The 23,382-nt window shown below is 51.5% G+C and carries 24 protein-coding genes and 1 tRNA gene (1 of these 25 cut by a window edge); 9 read left to right on the forward strand and 16 right to left on the reverse strand.

The annotated features are described in order from the left end of the window. The 6 genes from OGX67_RS14525 to OGX67_RS14550 form a co-directional block, all read left to right on the forward strand. Positions 1–27 (forward strand) — tRNA-Arg (locus OGX67_RS14525) (it extends 116 nt beyond the left edge of the window). Positions 28–274: 247 nt separating this feature from the next. Continuing rightward, positions 275–841: a fructose-1-phosphate/6-phosphogluconate phosphatase gene (gene yqaB, locus OGX67_RS14530; protein WP_044699675.1), complete on the forward strand. Its 567-nt coding sequence runs from the start codon at positions 275–277 to the stop codon at positions 839–841. Beyond that, entirely contained in the window at positions 838–1,266 is a 429-nt protein-coding gene (locus tag OGX67_RS14535; RefSeq protein WP_003037317.1) for a YqaA family protein, read from the forward strand. Before yqaB ends, OGX67_RS14535 begins: the two co-directional genes overlap by 4 nt. A 77-nt stretch (positions 1,267–1,343) precedes the next feature. After that, positions 1,344–2,900: a glutamate--cysteine ligase gene (gene gshA, locus OGX67_RS14540; RefSeq protein ID WP_003037314.1), complete on the forward strand. Its 1,557-nt coding sequence runs from the start codon at positions 1,344–1,346 to the stop codon at positions 2,898–2,900. Between the two features lie 149 nt (positions 2,901–3,049). Next, positions 3,050–3,565 carry an S-ribosylhomocysteine lyase gene (gene luxS, locus OGX67_RS14545; RefSeq protein ID WP_003037312.1) on the forward strand — a complete coding sequence of 172 codons (516 nt, stop codon included), beginning with the start codon at positions 3,050–3,052 and terminating at the stop codon, positions 3,563–3,565. 346 nt (positions 3,566–3,911) lie between these two features. Further along, on the forward strand, positions 3,912–5,279 hold the full coding sequence (locus OGX67_RS14550) for a carbohydrate porin (RefSeq protein ID WP_257651601.1): 1,368 nt from the start codon (positions 3,912–3,914) through the stop codon (positions 5,277–5,279). A gap of 48 nt (positions 5,280–5,327) precedes the next feature. On the opposite strand, the gene emrB is transcribed toward OGX67_RS14550, so the two are convergent. From emrB to OGX67_RS14620, 14 genes are all read right to left on the reverse strand, one after another. Beyond that, positions 5,328–6,866 carry a multidrug efflux MFS transporter permease subunit EmrB gene (emrB, locus tag OGX67_RS14555; protein ID WP_016154159.1) on the reverse strand — a complete coding sequence of 513 codons (1,539 nt, stop codon included), beginning with the start codon at positions 6,864–6,866 and terminating at the stop codon, positions 5,328–5,330. A 16-nt stretch (positions 6,867–6,882) separates the two neighbouring features. Further along, the gene (gene emrA / locus OGX67_RS14560; protein ID WP_071696802.1) at positions 6,883–8,055 is read right to left on the reverse strand and encodes a multidrug efflux MFS transporter periplasmic adaptor subunit EmrA; all 1,173 of its coding nucleotides are present in this window, start codon (positions 8,053–8,055) and stop codon (positions 6,883–6,885) included. A 130-nt stretch (positions 8,056–8,185) separates the two neighbouring features. Then, positions 8,186–8,716 carry a multidrug efflux transporter EmrAB transcriptional repressor EmrR gene (gene emrR, locus OGX67_RS14565; RefSeq protein WP_003037300.1) on the reverse strand — a complete coding sequence of 177 codons (531 nt, stop codon included), beginning with the start codon at positions 8,714–8,716 and terminating at the stop codon, positions 8,186–8,188. Between the two features lie 90 nt (positions 8,717–8,806). Next, a complete protein-coding gene (ygaH, locus tag OGX67_RS14570) occupies positions 8,807–9,142 on the reverse strand; it encodes an L-valine transporter subunit YgaH (RefSeq protein ID WP_003037297.1) in 336 nt (111 codons plus the stop codon). Continuing rightward, positions 9,132–9,869 (reverse strand): AzlC family ABC transporter permease, encoded by a 738-nt coding sequence (locus tag OGX67_RS14575; protein WP_003839672.1) that lies wholly within the window; start codon positions 9,867–9,869, stop codon positions 9,132–9,134. The genes ygaH and OGX67_RS14575 overlap by 11 nt, the downstream gene beginning before the upstream one ends. 122 nt (positions 9,870–9,991) lie before the next feature. Next, positions 9,992–11,176, reverse strand: coding sequence for an MFS transporter (locus OGX67_RS14580; protein ID WP_003839673.1), 1,185 nt, complete (start codon positions 11,174–11,176; stop codon positions 9,992–9,994). A 191-nt stretch (positions 11,177–11,367) separates the two neighbouring features. Then, positions 11,368–12,363: a glycine betaine/L-proline ABC transporter substrate-binding protein ProX gene (gene proX, locus OGX67_RS14585; RefSeq protein ID WP_043017315.1), complete on the reverse strand. Its 996-nt coding sequence runs from the start codon at positions 12,361–12,363 to the stop codon at positions 11,368–11,370. Between the two features lie 189 nt (positions 12,364–12,552). Then, positions 12,553–13,617: a glycine betaine/L-proline ABC transporter permease ProW gene (gene proW / locus OGX67_RS14590; protein ID WP_071696799.1), complete on the reverse strand. Its 1,065-nt coding sequence runs from the start codon at positions 13,615–13,617 to the stop codon at positions 12,553–12,555. Further along, a complete protein-coding gene (proV, locus tag OGX67_RS14595) occupies positions 13,610–14,812 on the reverse strand; it encodes a glycine betaine/L-proline ABC transporter ATP-binding protein ProV (RefSeq protein WP_003037282.1) in 1,203 nt (400 codons plus the stop codon). The genes proW and proV overlap by 8 nt, the downstream gene beginning before the upstream one ends. A 354-nt stretch (positions 14,813–15,166) precedes the next feature. Then, positions 15,167–16,126, reverse strand: coding sequence for a class 1b ribonucleoside-diphosphate reductase subunit beta (nrdF, locus tag OGX67_RS14600; RefSeq protein ID WP_257651600.1), 960 nt, complete (start codon positions 16,124–16,126; stop codon positions 15,167–15,169). 10 nt (positions 16,127–16,136) lie between these two features. Beyond that, positions 16,137–18,281 (reverse strand): class 1b ribonucleoside-diphosphate reductase subunit alpha, encoded by a 2,145-nt coding sequence (nrdE, locus tag OGX67_RS14605; RefSeq protein ID WP_204583331.1) that lies wholly within the window; start codon positions 18,279–18,281, stop codon positions 16,137–16,139. Continuing rightward, positions 18,254–18,664, reverse strand: coding sequence for a class Ib ribonucleoside-diphosphate reductase assembly flavoprotein NrdI (nrdI, locus tag OGX67_RS14610; protein ID WP_257651599.1), 411 nt, complete (start codon positions 18,662–18,664; stop codon positions 18,254–18,256). The genes nrdE and nrdI overlap by 28 nt, the downstream gene beginning before the upstream one ends. After that, a complete protein-coding gene (gene nrdH, locus OGX67_RS14615; protein ID WP_003846033.1) occupies positions 18,661–18,906 on the reverse strand; it encodes a glutaredoxin-like protein NrdH in 246 nt (81 codons plus the stop codon). The genes nrdI and nrdH overlap by 4 nt, the downstream gene beginning before the upstream one ends. Before the next feature lie 279 nt (positions 18,907–19,185). Beyond that, a complete protein-coding gene (locus OGX67_RS14620) occupies positions 19,186–19,617 on the reverse strand; it encodes a carboxymuconolactone decarboxylase family protein (RefSeq protein ID WP_003037267.1) in 432 nt (143 codons plus the stop codon). A 90-nt stretch (positions 19,618–19,707) separates the two neighbouring features. On the opposite strand from OGX67_RS14620, the gene pdxR reads away from it, so the two are divergent. After that, on the forward strand, positions 19,708–21,042 hold the full coding sequence (gene pdxR, locus OGX67_RS14625) for a MocR-like pyridoxine biosynthesis transcription factor PdxR (protein WP_003037264.1): 1,335 nt from the start codon (positions 19,708–19,710) through the stop codon (positions 21,040–21,042). Positions 21,043–21,290: 248 nt separating this feature from the next. After that, entirely contained in the window at positions 21,291–21,641 is a 351-nt protein-coding gene (locus OGX67_RS14630; protein ID WP_003037262.1) for a DUF2002 family protein, read from the forward strand. Between the two features lie 36 nt (positions 21,642–21,677). Here OGX67_RS14630 and alaE read toward each other — a convergent pair whose 3' ends face one another. Then, entirely contained in the window at positions 21,678–22,127 is a 450-nt protein-coding gene (alaE, locus tag OGX67_RS14635; RefSeq protein ID WP_003037259.1) for an L-alanine exporter AlaE, read from the reverse strand. A gap of 557 nt (positions 22,128–22,684) precedes the next feature. Between alaE and stpA the strand changes: the two genes are divergently transcribed. Next, positions 22,685–23,086, forward strand: a complete 402-nt coding sequence (gene stpA, locus OGX67_RS14640; protein ID WP_171858786.1) for a DNA-binding protein StpA — start codon at positions 22,685–22,687, stop codon at positions 23,084–23,086. Between the two features lie 36 nt (positions 23,087–23,122). On the opposite strand, the gene OGX67_RS14645 is transcribed toward stpA, so the two are convergent. Beyond that, positions 23,123–23,302 (reverse strand): GDFGVC terminal motif YodC-like protein, encoded by a 180-nt coding sequence (locus OGX67_RS14645; RefSeq protein WP_003037253.1) that lies wholly within the window; start codon positions 23,300–23,302, stop codon positions 23,123–23,125. Between the last annotated feature and the right edge of the window lie 80 nt (positions 23,303–23,382).

Raw genomic sequence — 23,382 nt, forward strand, 5'->3', positions numbered from 1 at the left:
GAGGTTCGAATCCTCCCGGATGCACCATCTTCTCCGAGATAGCAGCAAAACTGTTGTTTCATGGTCTGCGAGATAATCGCGAGCACCAGGAAGGATAACGTTGCTCCAGCAACGGCCCGCAGGGCGAACGCTAGTGAGTCATCCTCCCGGATGCACCATCTCCCCCTTTAAATTATTTCCACATACTCTCTGAACACCCCTCAATTCGCTGTCAGCGACAAAATCAATCAATTACGATAAAATAACGTCTGGTCATTCGGCTTGTGAGAAGACGATGTACGAACGTTATGCGGGTTTGATTTTTGATATGGATGGCACCATCCTGGATACTGAGCCAACGCACCGTAAGGCGTGGCATGAGGTATTGGGGCATTATGGGCTGCGTTTTGATGAACAAGCCATGGTCGCCCTCAACGGCTCCCCAACGTGGCGTATTGCCCAGTCGGTAATTGAATTGAATCATGCCGATCTTGACCCCCATGCCTTAGCGCGCGAGAAAACTGACAAGGTGAAAAGCATGTTGCTGGATAGCGTCCAGCCTCTGCCGTTGGTTGACGTCGTGAAAGCCTGGCATGGGCGTCGGCCTATGGCGGTAGGAACGGGGAGTGAAAGCGCAATTGCAGAAGCGCTGCTCGCTCACCTTGGACTGCGTCGCTATTTTGATGCTGTCGTCGCAGCCGATCACGTACAACGCCACAAACCTGCTCCTGATACGTTTTTGCTTTGTGCCGAACGTATGGGGGTTATTCCGGCTCGTTGCGTCGTGTTTGAAGATGCCGATTTTGGAATACAGGCGGCGCACGCTGCGGGAATGGACGCCGTGGATGTCCGGTTATTGTGAGTGATGGACTGTCGCTCCTGTCACTGTTTGCCAGCAGTTTTCTCAGCGCCACGCTATTACCCGGTAATTCTGAAGTCGTTTTAGTTGCTTTGCTGGTCTCCGGGATAAGTCATCCCTGGGTCTTAGTCTTAACAGCAACAATGGGTAATAGCCTTGGAGGGTTAACTAACGTTATCCTTGGGCGTTTCTTTCCTTTGCGTAAAACATCGCGCTGGCAAGAAAAAGCCACTGGCTGGCTGCAGCGCTATGGCGCTGTCACACTATTATTAAGCTGGATGCCGGTTGTAGGTGATTTATTGTGCCTGTTAGCCGGGTGGATGCGCATCTCGTGGGGTCCAGTTCTCTTTTTCTTATGCCTTGGCAAGGCGCTGCGCTATGTTGTTGTCGCAGCGGTTACGACGCAAGGCATTATGTGGTGGCACTAATTGTGTTGTGAGATAGCCTTCAGGGTAACCAATACCATTATGCTAATTAAAACGATTTTGACAGGCGGGAGGTCAATTTGATCCCGGACGTATCACAGGCGCTGGCCTGGCTGGAAAACCATCCTCAGGCGTTAAAGGGGATTCAACGTGGTCTGGAGCGTGAAACGCTGCGTGTTAATGCAGATGGGTCATTAGCAACGACAGGCCATCCTGAGGTGTTAGGCTCAGCGCTAACGCATAAATGGATAACTACTGACTTTGCCGAAGCGCTGCTGGAATTTATCACTCCGCCAGGCGATGACATTGAGAAAATGCTCACATTCATGCGCGACCTGCATCGTTATACCGCCAGAAACCTGGGCGACGAGCGTATGTGGCCGTTGAGCATGCCTTGCTATATTGCCGAAGGCCAGGATATCGAACTGGCGCAGTACGGCACGTCGAACACCGGTCGCCTGAAGACGCTGTACCGTGAAGGCCTTAAAAACCGTTACGGTGCGTTGATGCAGACAATCTCAGGCGTACACTACAACTTCTCGCTGCCAATGGCTTTCTGGCAGGCGAAGTGCGGCGTAACCGAAGGCGAAGATGCTAAAGAGAAGATCTCCGCGGGCTACTTCCGTCTGATCCGCAACTACTACCGTTTTGGTTGGGTGATCCCGTATCTGTTTGGCGCCTCTCCGGCCATTTGTTCCTCATTCCTGCAAGGAAAACCAACAACCCTGCCGTTTGAAAAAACCGACTGCGGGATGTACTACCTGCCGTACGCGACCTCGTTGCGTCTGAGTGATTTGGGCTATACCAATAAGTCGCAAAGCAATCTTGGAATTACGTTTAACGATTTGCATGAGTATGTGGCAGGATTAAAGCGCGCGATTAAGACTCCTTCCGAGGAGTACGCGGCGATCGGTCTGGAGAAAGACGGTAAGCGTCTGCAAATCAACAGCAACGTTCTGCAGATTGAAAATGAGCTGTATGCGCCTATTCGTCCGAAACGCGTTACTCGTCGTGGTGAAACACCATCTGATGCGCTTCTGCGTGGCGGTATCGAGTACATCGAAGTACGCTCGCTGGATATCAACCCGTTCTCACCGATCGGCGTGGACGAGCAGCAGGTGCGCTTCCTCGATCTGTTTATGGTCTGGTGTGCGCTGGCCGATGCCCCGGAAATGAGCAGCGATGAATTGCTGTGTACGCGTAAAAACTGGAATCGTGTGATTCTCGAAGGGCGTAAGCCTGGACTGACGTTAGGTATTGGCTGTGAAACAGCCCAGTTCCCGCTGCCTAAGGTTGGGAAAGATTTGTTCCGCGATCTTAAACGTGTGGCACAAACGCTGGACAGCATCGATGGGGGAGAGGAGTATCAGAAGGTCTGTGATGAACTGGTTGTCTGTTTTGACAATCCTGAACTGACTTTCTCTGCCCGGATCCTACGGTCTATGATTGATGAAGGCATTGGCGGCACGGGCAAAGCGCTGGGTGAGGCTTACCGAAATCTGCTGCGTGAAGAGCCATTAGAAATATTGCAGGAAGCTGAATTTATTGCTGAAACCGAGGCTTCGAAGCGTCGTCAGCAGGAGATAGAAGCGGCTGATACTGAGCCGTTTAGCGTGTGGCTGGAAAAGCACGCTTGATACAAAAGAAAAAGGCCACTCGGGAGTGGCCAAAATTTCATCTCTGAAAACAGGGATGATGATAACAAATGCGCGTCTTTCATATACTCAGACTCGCCCCGGAACAAAGAGTTCAGATTATTTTTAAAAAATTTATCGGAGGTGGCTAAATGCCGTTGTTAGATAGTTTTACTGTCGATCACACCCGGATGGAAGCTCCCGCGGTCCGGGTTGCAAAAACGATGAATACCCCGCATGGCGACGCAATCACCGTGTTTGATCTGCGTTTCTGCATTCCGAACAAAGAAGTCATGCCTGAGAAAGGTATCCATACGCTGGAGCACCTGTTTGCAGGTTTTATGCGTAACCACCTGAACGGTAATGGCGTTGAGATTATTGATATCTCTCCGATGGGATGCCGTACCGGCTTCTACATGAGCCTGATTGGTACGCCGGACGAGCAGCGTGTTGCCGATGCGTGGAAAGCGGCAATGGCGGACGTGCTGAAAGTACAGGATCAGAACCAGATCCCGGAGCTGAACGTTTACCAGTGCGGTACGTATCAGATGCACTCTCTTAGCGAAGCACAGGATATCGCGCGTCATATTCTGGAGCGGGATGTACGCGTGAACAGCAATGAAGAGCTGGCGCTGCCGAAAGAGAAATTGCAGGAACTGCATATTTAGTCTTATTGATTAGCTGTTCCAGTATTTAAATTAACCCCGGTTTATGTCCGGGGTTTTTTATTTCGTAATATAATCTATATCTATTATATTTACGACAGGAATATAATTTCAGTTAATTAATGGGTGACCTGTTAAATAATAAAACGTGATCTGGCAAACAGAAAATAATGGATAATTAACGATGCCAGCCCACACCGATCACATAAATCAAAAAACATAAATAATTAATAGAAAAACATAATGGAATACGCCAGGTATCCAGGTAATAAAAAGACTCTTTTCATCGCTTGTGGATGGGGTTTTTATCAAATCTTATCTGGTATACATTAAACTTTAGGGATAAAAAATGAAGGTGAAATATTTAGCGCTTGTGGTCGGCGCTTGCTTTTCGCATAACCTTTGGGCAGCAAATACCGCTATTGAACAGCGTCTTGTCGAACTGGAGCAGCGTGTGATTAATGCCGAACAGCGAGCCGCAGATGCTGAATCGCAAATTCGCTCGCTGAGGCAGCAGCAGGTAGCTGCAGCGCCGACGGTGCAAGTACAGTCTGCTGAACCCTCCGCCTCTACGGAAAATCCACCCAAGTTAACGCTATCCGGTTTTAGCGATATCAAGTTCTATGGCGACGTTGAGTTTAATATGGATGCGGCAAGCCGCTCTGGTAGTCTGACATCAACCAGAACTTCGGCAAATAAAGATTGGGCGCCGGGAACGAATGAACGTTGGGATATCAACGGGCGTCTGCTATTAGGGTTTGATGGCTACCAACGACTGAACAACGGTAATTTCGCCGGATTCTCAGTTCAGCCGCTGGCAGACCTGACCGGAAAAATGAATCTCGATGATGCAGTGTTCTTTTTTGGTCAGGAAAAAGACTGGCAAATTAAGGTCGGACGTTTTGAAGCGTACGATATGTTCCCGCTGAATCAGGATACGTTTATTGAATATTCAGGTAATACGGCGAATGATCTTTACAGTGATGGCTATGGCTATATTTATATGATGAAAGAGGGGCGTGGACGTAGCGACAGCGGCGGTAATTTCCTGATCAGTAAAACCATCGATAACTGGTATTTTGAAGTGAATACATTGATGGAAAGTGGCAGTACGCTCTATACCGAGAAGCAGTACCACGGGATGGACTTAACCAATGATAAAAACGTGGCTTACGTGCGCCCGGTGATCGCCTGGCAAAATGGGCGTTTCTCGACGGCAGTGGCGATGGAAAGTAACGTCGTTAACAACGCCTACGGCTATTATGAGAACGGGAAGTGGATCGATCAGTCCGATCGTACGGGGTATGGTTTTACCATGACCTGGGACGGACAAAAAACCGATGCGGAAGACGGCGCGGTGATTAACCTGAATACTGCTTATATGGACGCGACCGATGAGACCGATTTTACCGCTGGGGTGAACGCGTTGTGGCATCGATTCGAACTGGGCTATATCTATGCGCATAACAAAATCGAAGCCTTCAATGCTACCAATATCGATGCCGTTTGTGAGAACGATTGCTGGATCACCGATCCCGGCAATTATGACATTCACACTATTCATGCCTCATATTTATTCCCCAATGTGATGGATATGAAAAACTTTAATATCTATCTCGGTGCTTATGCCTCATGGGTTGAGGCCGATCCGAACAATGGCGACAACAGCGAAGATGCACGTTACGGCGGACGCCTGAGATTCAAATATTATTTCTGATGCTGGCCACAATAAAAAAGGGATCCGCAGATCCCTTTTATCAGATAGTTAATGCGCTCCACCGCCGCCGCCGCCCGCGCCGAAGGGCGGTTTAGCGAACCACACCAGACCAAGCAAAACCAGGAAGATCCCCGCCGACATCCAGAAGATTTCGTTGGCGGAAATAATCAGACCCTGATTAGTGATCTGCTGAGCTATCCATCCTGACGCCTGCTGGTGCGTCATCCCTAAATCCTGCAGCTTATCGTACATAGCCTGTGCATTTGGATTGTAGGGGTTAACAGATTCCGTTAGCTGAGCATGGTGCAGCGACTCACGGTTAGTCCACATCGTTGTTGTAATCGATGTACCAATAGAGCCGGCCAGCGTTCGCGTAAAGTTAGACAAGCTCGATGCAGCCGCCAGACGCTCAGGCGGTAAACCGGACAGCGTAATGGTCGTCAGCGGCATAAAGAAGCAGGCTACTGCGAACCCCTGAATAAACTGCGGCCAGGCCGATGCGCCAAAGTCCATACCCGGCTCGAACGTCCACGCACGCCAGTAGAAACAGACGGCGTACATAATAAAACTGAACGTCACCAGCCGACGCATATCCAGCTTGTGCGCGAAGCGGCCGATAATCGGCGACAGGATCACCGGAATAACCCCAACCGGCGCTGACGCCAGACCAGCCCAGGTTGCCGTATAGCCGTAAACCTCCTGCAATAGCTGCGGCAGCAGGACGATGGCGCCGAAGTAGAGCATATAGGCCAGGCTAATACACAGGCAGCCGATGGTAAAGTTGCGCGACTTAAACAGCGAGAGATCGACAATAGGGTGCTCGTCGGTAAGCTCCCAGACGATCAGGAAGCTGATAGCAACCACGGCGACCACCGTCAGGATGATAATCTCCTGCGAGGCGAACCAGTCCAGCTCTTTGCCGCGGTCGAGCATAATCTGCAAACTGCCGATACCGATGACCAGCAGTGCCAGACCAATGGCGTCAATGCGCCGCTGCTCGGTTTTGGTTTCCCGACCGCGCAGGGTTTGCAGGGTCATCAATACCACCGCAGCCCCGATTGGCACGTTGATAAAAAATATCCAGCCCCAGTGATAGTTGTCGCTGATATAGCCCCCCAGAATAGGACCACATATCGGGGCAACAATCACCGTCATCGACCATAGCGCGAGGGCGATGGAACGCTTGGCGGGTGGATAGTTATTCAGCAACAGGCTCTGTGACAGCGGAATTAATGGACCGGCGACAATACCCTGGATTACGCGGAAGAAAATCAGCATGTTCAGGCTGGTGGACATCCCGCATGCCCATGACGCAATGACGAAGGCGATAGTTGACCACATAAAGAGTCTTACTTCGCCAAAGCGTTTTGCCAGCCAGCCGGTGATCGGAATAGAGATAGCGTTCGCCACCCCGAATGAGGTGATCACCCAGGTTCCCTGGCTCAGTGAAGAGCCGAGGTTCCCGGCGATAGTGGGGATCGCCACGTTAGCAATGGTGGAGTCCAGCACCTGCATGAATGTCGCCAGGGACAGCGCGATCGTCATTATGACGAGCTGCGCGCCTTCCAGCGGTTTTTGCTGTTGCATCACACGCACCTTTGAATTAGCCCGCGTTGGCCCGCACGATCTCTTCGATCATCTTATTGACCGGAGCAAGGTCGATTTCACGTGCATTACTTTCTGATACCGGCGTGGTGCGGACCTGGCTTGCCAGAATTTGTCCGTCACGATTGGAGGTATCGACTGTAACCAGCGTAGACAAACCGATCCGCAGAGGATGCTGTGCCAGTTGCTGCGCATCCAGTTCGATACGCACCGGCAGACGCTGGACGACTTTGATCCAGTTACCGGTCGCGTTTTGTGCTGGCAGCAAGGAGAAGGCGCTGCCCGTTCCCATATCGAGGCCGACAACTTTACCGGTATATTTTACGTCATCGCCGTAAATATCGCTGATAACCGTCGCGGGTTGACCAATACGAATGTGGGCGAGCTGTGTTTCTTTGAAGTTGGCATCTACCCACAGGTTAGTGGCCGGAACAACCGCCATCAGCGGCGTGGTTGGGCTAATCTGCGCACCAGGCTGTACGGCGCGACGGGATACATAACCGGTCATTGGGCTGACAATTCTGGTACGTTCCAGCGCCAGCCAGGCATCGCGCACTTCGGTGGCGGCCTGTTGTACGGCGGGTTGATCTTCCAGCTTGCTGCCGAGAATCATTGCCTGGTTAGCATTATATTGTTGGATTGCGACATCAAGCTGAGCCTGAGCGCTGGCGACGGCATCACGCGCATGTTGCAGTTCTTCGCGGCCAATCAGGTTGGCGTTGCCCAGCGGGACTCGGCGATTAAAATCGCTTTGTGCCTGCGCCAGAGCTGTTTTCTGCACTTCAATGTTGGCCTGTAACTGCTTGCTGTTGATCATCAACTGGTGCGTCTGACGCACGCTGGAAGCCAGCGCAGTTTTGGCTTTTTCAAATGCCTGTTTGGCATCTGTCTGGTCGAGGGTGACTAGCACATCGCCTTGTTTTACAAAGTCAGTGTTATCAGCCCAGACTTTCGTCACGCTGCCTGATACCTGCGCCATGATTTGAACCTGGTTCCCTGCCACGTACGCATCGTCTGTATCTTCGTAATGACGCAGTACTAAAAACCAATAAATCCCATATGCCACGGCAATGATAATAAAGAGCAAGGTCAGAAGGAGAAGCAGACTTTTACGTTTGCCATTCTTCTTGACCGGTTGCTGCGGGGTTTGAGTCTCCGCATTTGCGCTCATGTTGTTCTCCACGATCTTCTTTTTATTCACATCGGCTGAGCCGACCTGTTTATCAGACAGGCCAGCAGTATGCGTGCTGGCCTGTCGGTTTTTTCATTTATAAATCTGGATTTCTGAGCGAGTCGACGCCTTAGCGCAGCGCTTCTAACACCGCGCCATCCTGCTCCATCTGATCAAGACGGGTCAGAAGTTTACGGGTAATTTGCTCAAGCTGATCTTTTTCGGTAGTGCTAAGAGACGACCAGAGCTGATGCAGGCAATTATGCTGAGGCGGTAACACCTCTTGCAAAAATGCATGGCCTTTCTCGGTCAATTGCAGATGCAGACAGCGGCGATCGTTATCGCTTTCGCGACGTTCGATCCAGCCACGTTTTTCTAACTCATCCGCGATGCGGGTAGCGTTAGTACGTGACGAGCCAAGCGCACAACTCAGTTCAGAAGGCTGAATACTGTGGTTTTCCTGAGACTCCAGCGTAATCAACGCCATAAACAACGTCTCGTTAATCCCTTGAGCTTTCAGCATCTTATTGCGATTTTCCAGCAGCTTGCCCTGCATGTGCATGCATAGACGAGTCAGAAGCACTTCCTGATAAGGGAACTCTTCGTAGCGGCTGGCGCGAAATTTTAGCATTTGTTCAATGGGCGTAAACGAACTATCCATTTGGGTATAACCTCATTAATTTCAGCCGATATAGTAACGACGGTGACAAATAAAGTAAATGTATTATTAATTTAAAATGATTGTTTTTATCTATAAGACAACCAACATTTTCCAGGCTAATCCATAGCCCAGAGCACTCAGTAACGTTGGAATGATGATGCTGCGGGTCTTATAGAAGCTTGCACCCAGTATGACAAACCCCACCAGAGTAGGCACGAACCGACGAGCGTCGTGCATCACTTCTGGCGCGGTAGACACCACCAGCAGGGCGCAAATTGAAGTAATGCCAATAGTGTCAAGTAATATGCCCGTCGCGCCGCGCTTCGTCGGGCGAACATTGCCGACCCCAAGACGGAGCGGCAAATAGCGAAAACAGTAATTTACGCAGCCGACCAACAGGCCAAGTAGCAGAACTTCATAGCTCATCAGGACCTCCTTGCCAAAATGACTGGATGAGCGCCGTCAGGCATCCACAGACAATACCTGCAAGGATAGCGGCAGGGATGGAAAACAGCATGACGCCAGCCAGCGCCCCGGCGAGGGCCGCAGTCACGCAGAGCGCCTGTTTTCGTTGGAATGACGCGAGCAGGAAGCTCATAAACAGCGCCGGGAGCATGAAGCCCAGTGCCGCTTCAACCGCCGGGTAATCTTTGAGTAAACCACTGCCGGAAAACGCGCCGAGCACCGTACCAAACACCCAGGAGGCCCAGGAGCATAGCGCAATTCCGATCATCCAGTTTTCACTCCAGCGCCGGTTATCCCGTACCAGTTTTGCCGTTGCAGCGGCAAAGACTTCATCGGTAAGGCCAAAAGCCCACAGCGCGCTTTTGGGTTTACTCAGTCGCTGGGCGATCCGACTACGCAGGGAAGGGCCGTACAAAACATGACGGACATCCATGGCCATGACGGTCAGCGCGGCGACCCACAGCGAACTGCCTGCGGCGAGCATGGTGGTAATAACAAACTGGCTGGCTCCCGCATAGATAATGCAGGAGAAAAAGACGCTTTCAACCGGTGTAAAGCCAAGGCGAGTGGCATTGAGACCAAATGCAAAAGCGACCGGAATATAGCTGATAACAATTGGCAGGCTGTCTTTGAATCCTTCCGTTAACGTTGCCGAACTGGATTCAGACTGGGGTACAGGGCTTTCCATAGGGTTATAGGTTTCATTACCGAAATTAATATAACTTGGTTCAATGAGTTATAACCTTAGCAGACTGATGGGCTCCTTAACACCCTGTGGAGCCCAATCAGCGGTAAACATGCGTTATACGCTTAATTTACGGCTTCCTGACGGTGAAAACCTCGCCACCAGACCAACAGGTTGAGTATGGCAACGGTCGTACCTGCCAGACAAACGCCAGCCCACCCGGCATGCTGCCAGGCAGAGGCTGAAATCAGCGAACCTGCCGCTCCGCCAATAAAATAGCTGGTCATGTATCCGGCTGTCAGGCGATTACGCGCGTCAGGATGAATACGATAGATAACCGTCTGGTTGGTGATGTGCACTCCCTGAACGGTGAGGTCCAACACCAGAATACCGATAATCAGCATGGGGACTGAAGCGTGCCCAAACCAAATAGCAAGCCAGGAGAGCAGTAGTAATAGCAGCCCCATAGTTGTGGTCAGGTGGGATTTACCTTTATCGGCAAAACCGCCCGCCGGACGTGCGCCTAACGCCCCTGCGGCACCCGCCAGACCGAACAGACCAATCATTCCTTCCGAATAGTTAAATGGCGGCGCGGCGAGCAAAAACGCCATCGAGGTCCACAGAATACTGAAATTGGCAAAAGTCAGGCAGCCCAGCATCGCGCGGGTACGCAGCAATTTATCGTGAATAAACAGGCTGAATACGGAGCCTAACAGCTGCGGATAGTTGAGATGGGTATCGGATTTCATCTTCGGCAGGCCGCGCCACAGTGCAACCGCCATCAGCGCCATTAATACTGATGCGACCCAAAATACGGTGCGCCAGCCGCCAAGATTCGCCAGTAATCCCGCCACGGTGCGCGCCAGTAGAATACCTAGCAGCAGGCCGCTCATAATCGTCCCAACAACTTTACCGCGCTTGTCCGGTGTGGCAAGCGTTGCCGCCAGCGGAACCAAAATCTGTGCCACTACCGAGAACAGCCCGGTCAGGGCAGTACCGAGGATCAGCATACCCAGCGACTGGCTGCTGGCGGTGATCAGCATGCCACCAGCCGCTAACAGCGTCATGGAGACAATCAGCATCCGGCGTTCAAACATATCGCCGAGCGGCACTAAGAACAGCAGGCCGGCGGCGTAGCCGAGCTGGGCCGCGGTGACGATAAACCCTGCGGTACTGGCAGAGAGCGAAAAGTTGCGCGCGATGGTGTCGAGCAGCGGCTGCGCATAATAGTTACTGGCGACGGCGAGGCCGGTGGCGATAGACATTAACAGGATTAGCGAAGGGCTAAGTCCCTGAGTTGTTTTCGTCATGGTTTTCAACTGAATAATGGATTGCAGAAAACAATCATAACGGAAGTGATTAAATGTTGCTGATTTGTTGAGTGATGGATTGTGCGATTGGAGGAGGGTGGATAGGCCGGATAAGGCGCATCGCGCCACTATCCGGCATTGGTATGGTTATTGTGCCTGATGACGCTACGCTCATCAGGCCTACGAGTGGGTTATTTCTGCGCGGCCAGCGCTTCGTTCACCCAGCCGTCAAACTGCTGCTGGTGGGCTTTGATCCAGCCGTCAACGTGACCCTGCACGTCGGCTTCAGACGCTTTCCCGTCGTGCATCATTGCGTTCTGCGCGTTGATATCCGCCAGCGGCAGCTTCATGATGGCAAACAGTTTCGCCGCAGCCGGGTTTTTCTCTGCCCAGGCTTTATTGGCGACAATATGCATCGTGTTCACCGGGAAGCCGTAGTTGGCGCCGTTTGGCAGCTTGGTATCAATATCTTTCTGCTCGCCTGGCAGGGAAGAGAACGGCACCTGCAGCCAGACCACATCTTTACCCGGCTTCATTACGTCGCTGACCCAGTACGGTGTCCAGGTGTAGTAAAGAATGGGTTTACCTTCTTTGAAGCGGGTAATGGTGTCAGCCATCATTGCTGCATAGTTACCGTGGCTGACCTCGACGGTTTTTTCCAGATCAAAGGCTTTGTTCTGGTGGTTGATTACTGCTTCACAACCCCAGCCCGGTGAACAGCCCATCATATCGGCTTTTCCGTCACCGTTGGTGTCAAAGATTTTGGCGATCTTCGGATCTTTTAACTGGGCGATATTGGTGATTTTGTACTGCTCAGCGGTTTTTTTGTCGATCAGATAACCTTGTGCGGCACCCGTAACGAATACCCCCTCGCGATAAAACTTTTTGTCTCCGCCCGCCGCGGCGTACATATCATCATGCAGCGGCTGCCAGTTCACGGCGGTAAAAGTTGCATCGCCAGAGGCAATGGAGGTATAGCCGACGTTGTAGTCAACTTCGCTGGTTTTGTTAACGGTGTAACCCAGTTTCTCCAGCGCACGAGCGACTAACTGCGTCTGGAAGGATTCTTCAGAGATAGTGCTCTGGATTGGCTGTACGGTGATGCCTTTGCCCGGCAGGTCGGCAGCGAAAGTGCTGGTGGAGACAAGGGTGGCAAACGCTGTGGCAATAATAATTTTCTGTCGCATCGTTGTTCCTTATTGCACTTCATCCTTCAAGCCGCCTCTTTGTTGGCTGCACTCATGCACCCCAGTCACGTACTACTTGTACGCTCCTGGGGATACATTCCTTTGCCGCCGCGATGCAACTTGAATGATTTTGTGCAAGTTAATGAATTGTAGGCCCGGTAAGCAATGCGCCACCGGGCAACGGGTGAATTACTTCGTGAAAGGGCGAGTGATAAGCCCAACGGGACCAGTGGTGTACCAGCGACGGTTGCCACGGCTACGCGAATCGCGACCAACGGCCTGCGTCAGGCGATCCAGAATGATGGCGAGGATCACAATCCCAACTCCGCCGACGGTGGCAAGCCCCATATCCAGACGACCAATTCCGCGCAGAACCATCTGACCCAGCCCGCCCACGGCAATCATCGACGCGATGACGACCATTGAGAGCGCCAGCATCAGCGTCTGGTTAACCCCGGCCATAATGGTGGGCATTGCCAGCGGGAGCTGCACTTTAAACAGCATCTGACGTGGGCTGGCACCAAACGAGCGCGAGGCTTCAATCAGATCGGCTGGAACCTGGTTAATCCCCAGAATAGTCAGACGTACGATTGGCGGCAGGGCGAAGATAATCGTCACCACTACGCCCGGGACGTTACCAATACCGAACAACATGACAATCGGCACCAGATAGACAAACGCGGGTGTGGTTTGCATGGCGTCCAGCAGCGGGCGAACAATTTTTGCGGCCCGTGGACTGCGCGCCAACCAGATCCCCATCGGCAGACCGATCACCACGCAGAACAGCAACGCGGTCAACACCAGCGCCAGGGTTATCATGGCCTGCGACCACGCGCCGATGGCACCGATGGCAATCAAGGAAATCAGCGTAGCAACGCCCATCCCAACGCCGGAAATTTGCCAGGCAATCAGCGCGAACAGGATAATCGCCACCGGGGCTGGCATACCTAACAGCAGCTGTTGAAAACCGTTGAGAATGTAATCCACCGGGACACGAATGCCCTGGAAGACCGGACGGAAATGGGTAACGACCCAGTCGATCCCCTCTGTGACCCAGCTGTCCAGTGGGATCAGCGTTTTATGGAACGGATCCATAATATTGAAATGCTCTGGTGCCGGCGCGGGGGCGCTGGTCAGCCAGTCCGCGCCACTGCCATCAGTGGGCGCACCGGATGGCGTGCTCCAGGCATCGGCAGTTTGTGCGGCGCTGTCGGCCGCTGGTGTGGTATCCCACGGATTAGTTTGATCAGCCATTGTTTACCCCCTCACGATCTAAAGCCTGTAACAGCATGCGTTTTGAAATGACGCCCACATACTGCTGTTCCTCATCAACAACCGGCACCGCGCACGGGGCCTGGCCGACATGAGAAAGCAACTCGCTGAGAGGAGTTTGTGCATCTACGGCTAACGGCTCATCGATCAATGCCGCTTCAATACCTTGCGCCTGACTTAACGCTGTTTTTAAGGAGTCGATTGAAACAACGCCAACGAATTTATTGCCGCGTTCGATCACGTAACCATATTCGCGATCTTTGTCCTGCAATAATTGCAGCGCCGAACGTGGACCCACCCCGGGCGTTTTACGAATTAAACCTTCGGGGCTACGGCGTGAAATATCTTTCGCACTGAAGACCTGGCTAATATCAACGCCGCGGAAGAAGGTGCGTACATAATCATTGGCTGGATTATTCAGGATTTCATCCGGCGTGCCGACCTGGACCACTTCACCGTTTTGCATAATGGCAATTCTGTCGCCAATACGCATAGCTTCGTCGAGATCATGCGATATAAAGACCACGGTGCGTTGATGCTTCGCCTGTAGTTTTACCAGTTCATCCTGCATCTCAGTACGAATTAATGGATCGAGGGCTGAGAAGGCCTCATCCATTAATAAGATGTCAGGATTAATGGCTAATGCGCGGGCGAGGCCTACACGCTGGCGCATACCCCCGGAAAGTTCATCCGGGTATCCGTGAGCATAATTCTCCAGACCAACCTGACGTAGCGCATCTAACGCTTTTTCACGACGTTCATCCGCACCAACACCGGCTAATTCCATGCCGAATGCCGTATTGTCCAGCACCGTCATGTGCGGCATCAGGGCAAAGGACTGGAACACCATCGCAATCTTTTTTCTGCGCACCTCGCGAAGCTCAGCATCGGATATCCGGGCGATGTCTACGCCGTCAATCAATACCTGCCCGCGGGTGGGTTCAATCAGGCGATTGAGAAGGCGTACCATTGTGGATTTACCCGAACCGGATAATCCCATGATGACAAATATCTCGCCTTCTTCAATGGCCAGACTGGCGTTCTTAACGCCAAGCGATAGCCCCGTTTTATCCAGAATCTGCTCTTTTGAAAGTCCTTTTTCAATATATTTGAAGGCTCTCTGGGGATGCTCTCCAAATATCTTATAGAGATTTTTAACTTCTAATTTAATTGCCATGCAATAGAATGATTCCTGTTATTTGTTTATATCGATATATTACCTGATGGAAATAGTGACCTTTTTCTACCCTAACATACTGAGAATCTGAGACAACCCTGAATTTGGTTGTGGCATGAATATTGCCAAAGGCCAGGTGGCGGGACTTCCCGTGATATAAGGGCTGAGCGCGAATGTGAGCGGCTTAATATTTTTTGTAAATGGCAATGAAAAGTCGCCTGAATTGCTGGAATGCAGGCGAATAATGCGTCTGATATTGAGTGTAGATCACACAATTATATTTGCACGACAAAAGTGTGATCCTGTTAAAATATTTCCGCGAAAAATGTACGGTATTTCCCGTGAAAATGAGTGCTAGAAATTCCAGTCGTCATCTTCGGTTTCGACCGCTTTTCCCATCACATAGGATGAACCGGAACCCGAGAAGAAATCGTGGTTTTCGTCAGCGTTGGGCGACAGCGCGGCAAGGATTGCCGGGTTAACCTCCGCCATTTCAGGCGGAAATAGCGCTTCATATCCCAAATTCATTAATGCCTTATTGGCGTTGTAACAAAGGAAGGCTTTGACGTCATCCACCCAGCCGGTCTGTGCATACAATTCTTCCGTATAACGCGCTTCGTTATCATACAATTCCATCAACAGGTCAAAGGCAAAATGCTTTAACTCGTCGCGTGATGATTCGGAAATATGCTCCAGACCTTTTTGATATTTATAACCAATGTAATACCCATGAACCGCTTCATCACGAATGATCAGACGAATGAGATCGGCGGTATTGGTCAGTTTACCGCGGCTGGAGAAATACATCGGTAACCAGAAGCCAGAATAGAACAGGAAGGATTCCAGAAACACGCTGGCTATTTTTTTCTTCAACGGTTCGTCGCTGGCGTAATGTGCCAAAACGATCTGCGCCTTGCGCTGGAGTGGGGTATTTTCTTCACTCCAGGCGTAAGCTGCATCCACATCTTTGGTCTGGCAAAGGGTGGAGAAAATAGAGCTATAGGAACGGGCGTGCACCGCCTCCATAAAGCTGATATTCGACAGCACCGCCTCTTCATGCGGCGTTAACGAATCAGTCATTAACGCTGGTGCTCCGGCAACATTCTGAATGGTGTCGAGCAGCGTCAGCCCGGTAAAAACGCGGATTGTTAGCTGCTGTTCGGCTGCGTTCAACGTTTGCCAGGCCGGAATGTCATTGGAGAGCGGAACCTTTTCCGGGAGCCAGAAGTTACTGGTCAGACGGTTCCATACCTCAAGATCTTTATCATCTTCAATCTTGTTCCAGTTGATGGCGCTCACGCGGGATAATGTCATTTTCTCCTCCTTACAGCGCGCATGACACGCAGCCTTCGATTTCGGTGCCTTCCAGCGCCAGTTGGCGTAGTCGGATGTAGTACAAGGATTTGATGCCCTTACGCCAGGCGTAAATCTGCGCTTTGTTGATATCGCGCGTGGTGGCGGTATCGGGGAAAAAGAGCGTCAGTGAAAGCCCCTGATCGACATGTCGCGTTGCTTCAGCGTAGGTATCAATGATTTTTTGTGGACCGATCTCGTAGGCATCCTGATACAAGGCCAGATTCTCATTGGTCATAAACGGGGCAGGGTAGTAAACGCGCCCGGTTTTGCCCTCTTTGCGAATCTCCACTTTCGACACGATCGGGTGAATGCTTGACGTGGCATGGTTGATGTAGGAGATAGAACCGGTGGGCGGAACCGCCTGTAAATTCTGGTTATAAATACCGTAGCGCATCACATCTTCACGCAGTTGTGCCCACATCTCGCGCGTCGGTAGCGTAATGCCGCTGGCGGCAAACAGTGTGCGGACCTTGTCGGTTTTTGGCTGCCAGTCGCCCTGCAGATACTGGTTAAAATACTCGCCGCTGGCGTAGCGTGACTGTTTGAATCCGGCAAAGGTTTGACCCCGCTCGCGAGCGATCTTCATTGACGTATTCAGCGCATGCCATGTGATGGTGTAGAAATAGAGATTGGTGAAATCCAGCCCTTCCGGCGAGCCGTAGGCGATCCCTTCCCGCGCCAGATACCCGTGCAGATTCATCTGCCCAAGACCAATCGCGTGCGACGCGCTGTTCCCGGCGTCGATCGAAGGCACGCTGCGGATGTGGCTCATGTCCGAAACGGCGGTTAAGCCGCGAACCGCCGTTTCCACGGTACGACCAAAATCGGGTGAATCCATGGTATGGGCAATGTTCAACGAGCCGAGATTGCAGGAGATATCGTGCCCGATCTGCTCGTAATTGAGATTTTCATCGTAGGTGGAGGCACTGTTAACCTGCAAAATCTCCGAGCACAGGTTGCTCATATTGATCCGACCGGCAATCGGATTGGCGCGATTCACCGTATCTTCAAACATGATGTAAGGATAACCAGACTCAAACTGGATCTCGGCCAACCGCTGGAAGAATTCGCGGGCGTTAATGTATTTTTTGCGCACGCGTTCGTCGGCCACCAGTTCGTCATACCGCTCACTCACGGCGATATCACCGAACGGTTTGCCGTAAATCCGTTCCACGTCATACGGTGAGAACAGTGCCATCCGGGCATTTTCTTTCGCTAGCCGGAAGGTGACGTCGGGGATCACCACGCCAAGCGAGAGCGTTTTGATGCGGATTTTCTCGTCGGCGTTTTCGCGCTTGGTATCGAGAAAACGTAAAATATCCGGATGGTGTGCGTGCAGATACACCGCGCCTGCGCCCTGACGTGCCCCGAGTTGATTCGCATAAGAAAACGCATCTTCCAGCATTTTCATTACCGGGATCACCCCAGAGGACTGGTTCTCAATGCGTTTAATGGGCGCACCTGACTCGCGCAGGTTGGAGAGCAAAAATGCCACGCCGCCGCCGCGTTTGGAGAGCTGAAGTGCGGAGTTGACCGCCCGACCAATAGACTCCATGTTGTCTTCAATACGCAACAGGAAGCAGGAGACCAGCTCGCCGCGTTGCTGTTTACCGCAGTTTAAAAAGGTTGGCGTGGCGGGCTGAAAGCGCCCGGAGAGCATTTCATCGGTCAGTTGCGTCGCGAGTGCTTCATCGCCCTGCGCCAGCGTGAGTGCCACCATCGTTACCCGATCCTCAAAGTCTTCGAGATAGCGCTTACCGTCGAACGTTTTCAACGTATAGCTGGTGTAGAACTTCCATGCGCCGAGGAACGTCTGGAAACGGAATCCGCTGGCGTGGGCGTGGGCGAATAGCTTCAGCATGAACGCGCGATCGTAGCGGGCTAACACACTGGCATCGTAATAGCCTTCATCCACCAACGTTTCCAGGCGCTCCTGCTGGCTGGCAAACGCCACCGAGTTGGGGCGGACGTGTGCGGCAAAGAAAGCCTCCACCGCCTGATGGTCTTTGTCGAACTGAATGCGCCCGGCTTTATCATACAGATTCAGCATGGCGTTCAGGGCGTGATAATCCAGCGTTGGCTGCATTACACGTTCTGCGGTTGTCGTTGCCAAAATTCGCTCACTCCTTTTCGAACGTTGTCGATATCGCTTTGGGTGCCCATCAGCTCAAAGCGATAGAGCCACGGCACGCCGCATTTTTGTGAGATGACATCACCCGCGCGACCGTAGGCGTCACCGAAATTACGATTGCCGGAGGCGATCACTCCACGGATTAACGCCCGGTTGTGTGTATCGTTTAATAAGCGGATCACCTGTCTTGGGACCGCGCCAGCAGTGCCGCCGCCGCCGTAGGACGGCACGATTAATATGTAAGGTTCGTCTACCCGGATCGGCTCGCGTTCGTTAAGCGGAATGCGGATGGCAGGCAGCCCCAGACGCTGCATAAAGCGGTGCGTATTTTCGGAGCTGCTGGAGAAGTAGACGAGCTGACTCATGCGCTGACCACACGGTGTTCCGGATGCAGACGGTTGATCATGTCCGGGCGAAACCCTGACCAACTGGTTTCACCCGCGACTACGACCGGTAACTGGCGAAACCCTTGATCGCGCAGGTTATCAGCCAAATCGGGCTGTAAATCGACGTTTACCATCTCAAAGTCAAAACCACGACTTTCCATTGCCCGTTTGGTGGCATGGCACTGAACACAGTTATTGCGAGTATAAATAATAATACGCATGATTCGTATTTCCATTTAAAAATAAAAGATCGGCGCGATAGAGGGCGTCGGGTTGTGTGTGTCCTGATAGGAAAAATACTAGATGTAGTTTTAAAAAGATTCAACCATACAAGATATGGGAATTTTAGATTGATGATGGGCTGGGTTATGGGCATGGCAGGGGAAGTGATATGTACCATCGCAGGTTGCCGGATGGCGCGCGTCGCGTCAAATCCGGCCTACAGGAAAGCACTTCCCAGGCCGGATAAGGCGTTTATGCCGCCATCCGGAAGCGCAGAATCACATGCGCATCCCCACCGCCAGGCGGTTAAAGCAGTTCATCAGGCTAATGGCAAATGTCAGGTCGCTAATCTCTTTCGCGCTGAAATGGTCGAGCAGCGGCAGATAAACGTCATCTTCGGCGTGACTAGTGGCAATTTGAGTGACCGATTCGGCCCACGCCAGCGCCGCACGTTCCTGCTCGCTGAAGTGGTGACTCACCCGCCAGCCTGCCAGCGCATCCAGTTTGGCCTGCGCAACTCCGGATTTGCGCAGTGCTTTACTGTGCATTTCCAGACAAAAGGCGCAGCCGTTGATTTGCGAGACCCGCAGGTAAATCAGTTCCGTCAGCGTAGGTTCCAGCGCGCAGTTCTCCAGCGCTTTGCTTGCCTGAACCAGAGCGTTATAGATTTCAGGGCTGAGTTCATAATAGGGCTGGCGTAACATGGTCATGGTATTTCTCCTCGTTTGGATGACCCGCAATGTAGCACTATAATGGACTGCTACAGAGAGCCATATTGTTGCCAAAAAAGCAGACCATAAATGCCGCGCTATCAGCAAATCGCCCGTCAGTTAAAAAACGCAATTGAGAAAGGTGAACTCAAGCCCGGTACCAGATTGCCCTCCAGTCGGACCTGGGCCCAGGAGCTGGGAGTATCACGCTCGACGGTAGAAAATGCCTATGCAGAGCTGGTGGCGCAGGGCTGGCTCGCGCGGCGTGGACAGGCAGGAACGTTTGTCAGTGAGCAACTGCGACCAGAAAGGGCACCTGCTTCTCCTGCCATTTTTGCCGGAGAAAATCCCAGACCGCAAACTTTTCAGATGGGATTACCCGCACTCGATCTTTTTCCGCGCGAAGTCTGGGCGCGGGTGATGGGACGGCGTTTACGCACCCAAACGCGTTTTGATCTGGCGGTGGGCGATGTGTGTGGCGAGCGGGCGTTACGTCAGGCGATTGTGGATTACCTGCGGGTCTCACGCAGCATTGAATGCCAGCCAGAGCAGATTTTTATCACTTCAGGCTATGCGGCATCAATGACGTTAATCCTGCGCGCTCTGGCGCATCCCGGAGAGGGAATGTGGGTCGAAGATCCCGGCTTTCCGCTGATTCGGCCTGTGGTGGCTCAAGAACGCATTGAGTTGAAGCCGGTAGCGGTGGATGCCGATGGTCTGGATGTCAGCGCCGGGATCCGCGACTACCCGCAGGCGCGTTTTGTACTGCTCACTCCCGCACATCAAAGCCCACTGGGGGTAGCACTGTCTTTAGACCGTCGCCACCAGTTGCTGGAGTGGGCGACTCGTGCGCAGGCGTGGGTAATCGAAGATGATTATGACAGTGAATTTCGTTACCACGGTAAGCCGTTGCCGCCGCTAAAAAGTCTGGATGCGCCCCAGCGGGTGATTTATGCCGGAACGTTCAGCAAATCGATGTTTCCGGCTTTGCGTACGGCATGGCTGGTGGTGCCCCTGACCCAGGTTGAACACTTTCGCCAACAAGCGGCGCTAACGGCCTGTAGCGTTCCGGTTCTATGGCAGCAAACGCTGGCGGATTTTATGCGAGACGGCCACTTCTGGCGACACTTAAAACGTATGCGACAACATTATGCCGAACGACGACAATGGATGGAAAACGCCCTGACCGAACAAGGATTTAGCGTCATTCCTCAGGAAGGTGGGATTCAACTGGTGATGAGTGTGGACGGAGATGATATTGCGCTGGTGCGCAAAGCGAATCAGGCCGGGTTAGCTGTTCAGGCGTTAAGCCGCTGGCGAATAACGTCAGAAGGAAAGGGGGGAATATTGCTGTCATTTACCAATATCAGCTCGGCGGAAATGGCGCAACAGGCGGCGTACCAACTGCGGATGGCGCTGACATAAATCTATACCCGTCATACTTCAAGTTGCATGTGCGTTGGCTGCGTTCGTTCACCCCAGTCACTTACTTTAGTAAGCTCCTGGGGATTCGCTCCCTTGCCGCCTTCCTGCAACTCGAATTATTTAGGGTATATAAGGTTCTTACGATATGCGTCCCACCATCGCCACCCGTTTATGGACTTTTCTGAAAGCGTTGCTAATGCTGAATCAGGTAAGGTAAGCCCGCAGTAAAAGATAACGAGGAAAATAATATGTATTTACGACCTGATGAGGTGGCGCGCGTACTTGAAAAAGTGGGCTTTACCGTTGATGTAGTGACGCAGAAAACGTACGGCTATCGTCGTGGCGAAAATTATGTGTACGTTAACCGTGAAGCACGCATGGGACGTACCGCATTAATTATCCATCCCACGCTAAAAGAGCGCAGCTCTTCGCTGGCAGAACCAGCGACGGATATTAAAACCTGCGATCATTATCAGCAATTCCCACTGTATTTAGCCGGTGAGACACACGAACATTATGGTATTCCGCACGGCTTTAGCTCGCGAATTGCGCTGGAGCGTTATCTGAGTGGGTTGTTTGGCGACGTTAATTCTAACTAATAACGCGACTGGCAGTGCCAGTCGCAAAGAAGCGTGTCAGGCTTTAGCCTGATGATAGCTGCTGACCTTAAACAAGCGGCGGCAATAATCAAGAAAGTAGCCATAGACAGCGCCCATCAGCATTGATACCACGATGTTCGAACTTACTGCAGCCGTAATCTGGTGCCAGTCCGCGCCAACCGTCAGCAGAATAATCACATACACCGGCGACTGGAAGGTGACATAAGCCAGCACATCCGCCAGATTTTTTGCCCATCCTGCCTGCGTGGCTTTACGCGCCGCGCGCATGAACAAATCACGGTACATGCCGTATGGCCACGCGATCAGTATGTTGACAGGGATAGCGACTAATCTGGAATACAGCGACTGTTCGAAGCTCATTCCAGAAAGGAATATTTCGATCAACATGTTCACGACAGAACAATAAACAACCATCGCGAACGTGTCTGCTACTGCATGACGCAAGCGTGACTGCGGAGAGAACATGTTAATGCTCCTTGTAAAAAGGGGGAAAAAGGTTTTGAATACCTTAACTGCTAGTGATTTGTCTTGCTGCTTTCGCGTTTTAATAGGATATCTGCCTGGATAATAACTAGCAACTAGCTTAAAATTTTTATTTATTGCCTTTTTGTCGATAAAATGCTCTGTAATGGTTTGTTTTTTGTTCGTTTTGGTGTTTTCGTTGCTGTGTTAATTAAAATTCTTTTAGATCAAAGAGTTATTTTTGCTTGTTTTTCTGGGTTTTTTGCGCTCCTTTTCTGAATGTTGACTGATGTGCAATATGTATACTCGTTGGTTCCACGCGATGCCGTGGCCTGTTTCTTAAGTGACGCACTGAGATACCTTGCAGGTATATTCAAAGCTGCAATCAGGGTAATAGAATATATTGTCTGAGCGATAGCAGAATGGATGCTATAAATATCAGAGTTGGCTATTTGTTTAATGATCTGCGAATAAATTAGACTGGAAATATAATAATCAGTTGCATACAATATTTAGCGTAATACCGTTTTTATGTTTTACGTTAAAGAGGTTTTGTTAATATGAGTTCAATGTTAAAAAACTTAAATAATATCCGCTCGCTGCGTGCAATGGCTCGTGAATTTTCCGTTGATGTACTGGAAGATATGCTTGAAAAATTCAGGGTAGTGACCAAAGAACGGCGCGATGAAGAAGAACAGCTACAGCGCCAACGCGCAGAACAGCAGGCAAAAATTAATGCCTTGCTGGCGCAGATGCAGGCAGACGGGATTAGCCCGGAGGAGCTGCTGAGCATAACACCGGCTACGACACGTTCAGTTAAAAAACGCCAACCGCGCCCGGCGAAATATCGTTTTATCGATCTCAATGGTGAAACGAAAACATGGACTGGGCAAGGTCGCACACCGAAGCCAATTGCCCAGGCGATGGCTACCGGTAAATCTCTTGATGACTTTTTGATCTAATTACGAAGGCGGTGAGGAGATCCTCACCGCTTATTTTCAGCAAACGCCGAAATCACCCTCTTCGGTATATCGCGTGACATCAGCTGCTTTCAGCGTGAATTTATCACCGTTTTCATTACTGGCTTGTACCGCCACAATTTGATCGTCATTGACTTCAACAACCTTCAGTTTTGGACCGCCCATACGCGGTTGAACCAGATCGCCAGGTTTAAACATATTGTTGCGCTCCTTTATTTATCATTTATTGCAGAACTCACCATAGATCACGTCAACCGGCGGGTACAGTGCTGTTTCAA

This window comes from Citrobacter sp. Cf118, assembly GCF_030334095.1.
Lineage (GTDB): Bacteria > Pseudomonadota > Gammaproteobacteria > Enterobacterales > Enterobacteriaceae > Citrobacter > Citrobacter freundii.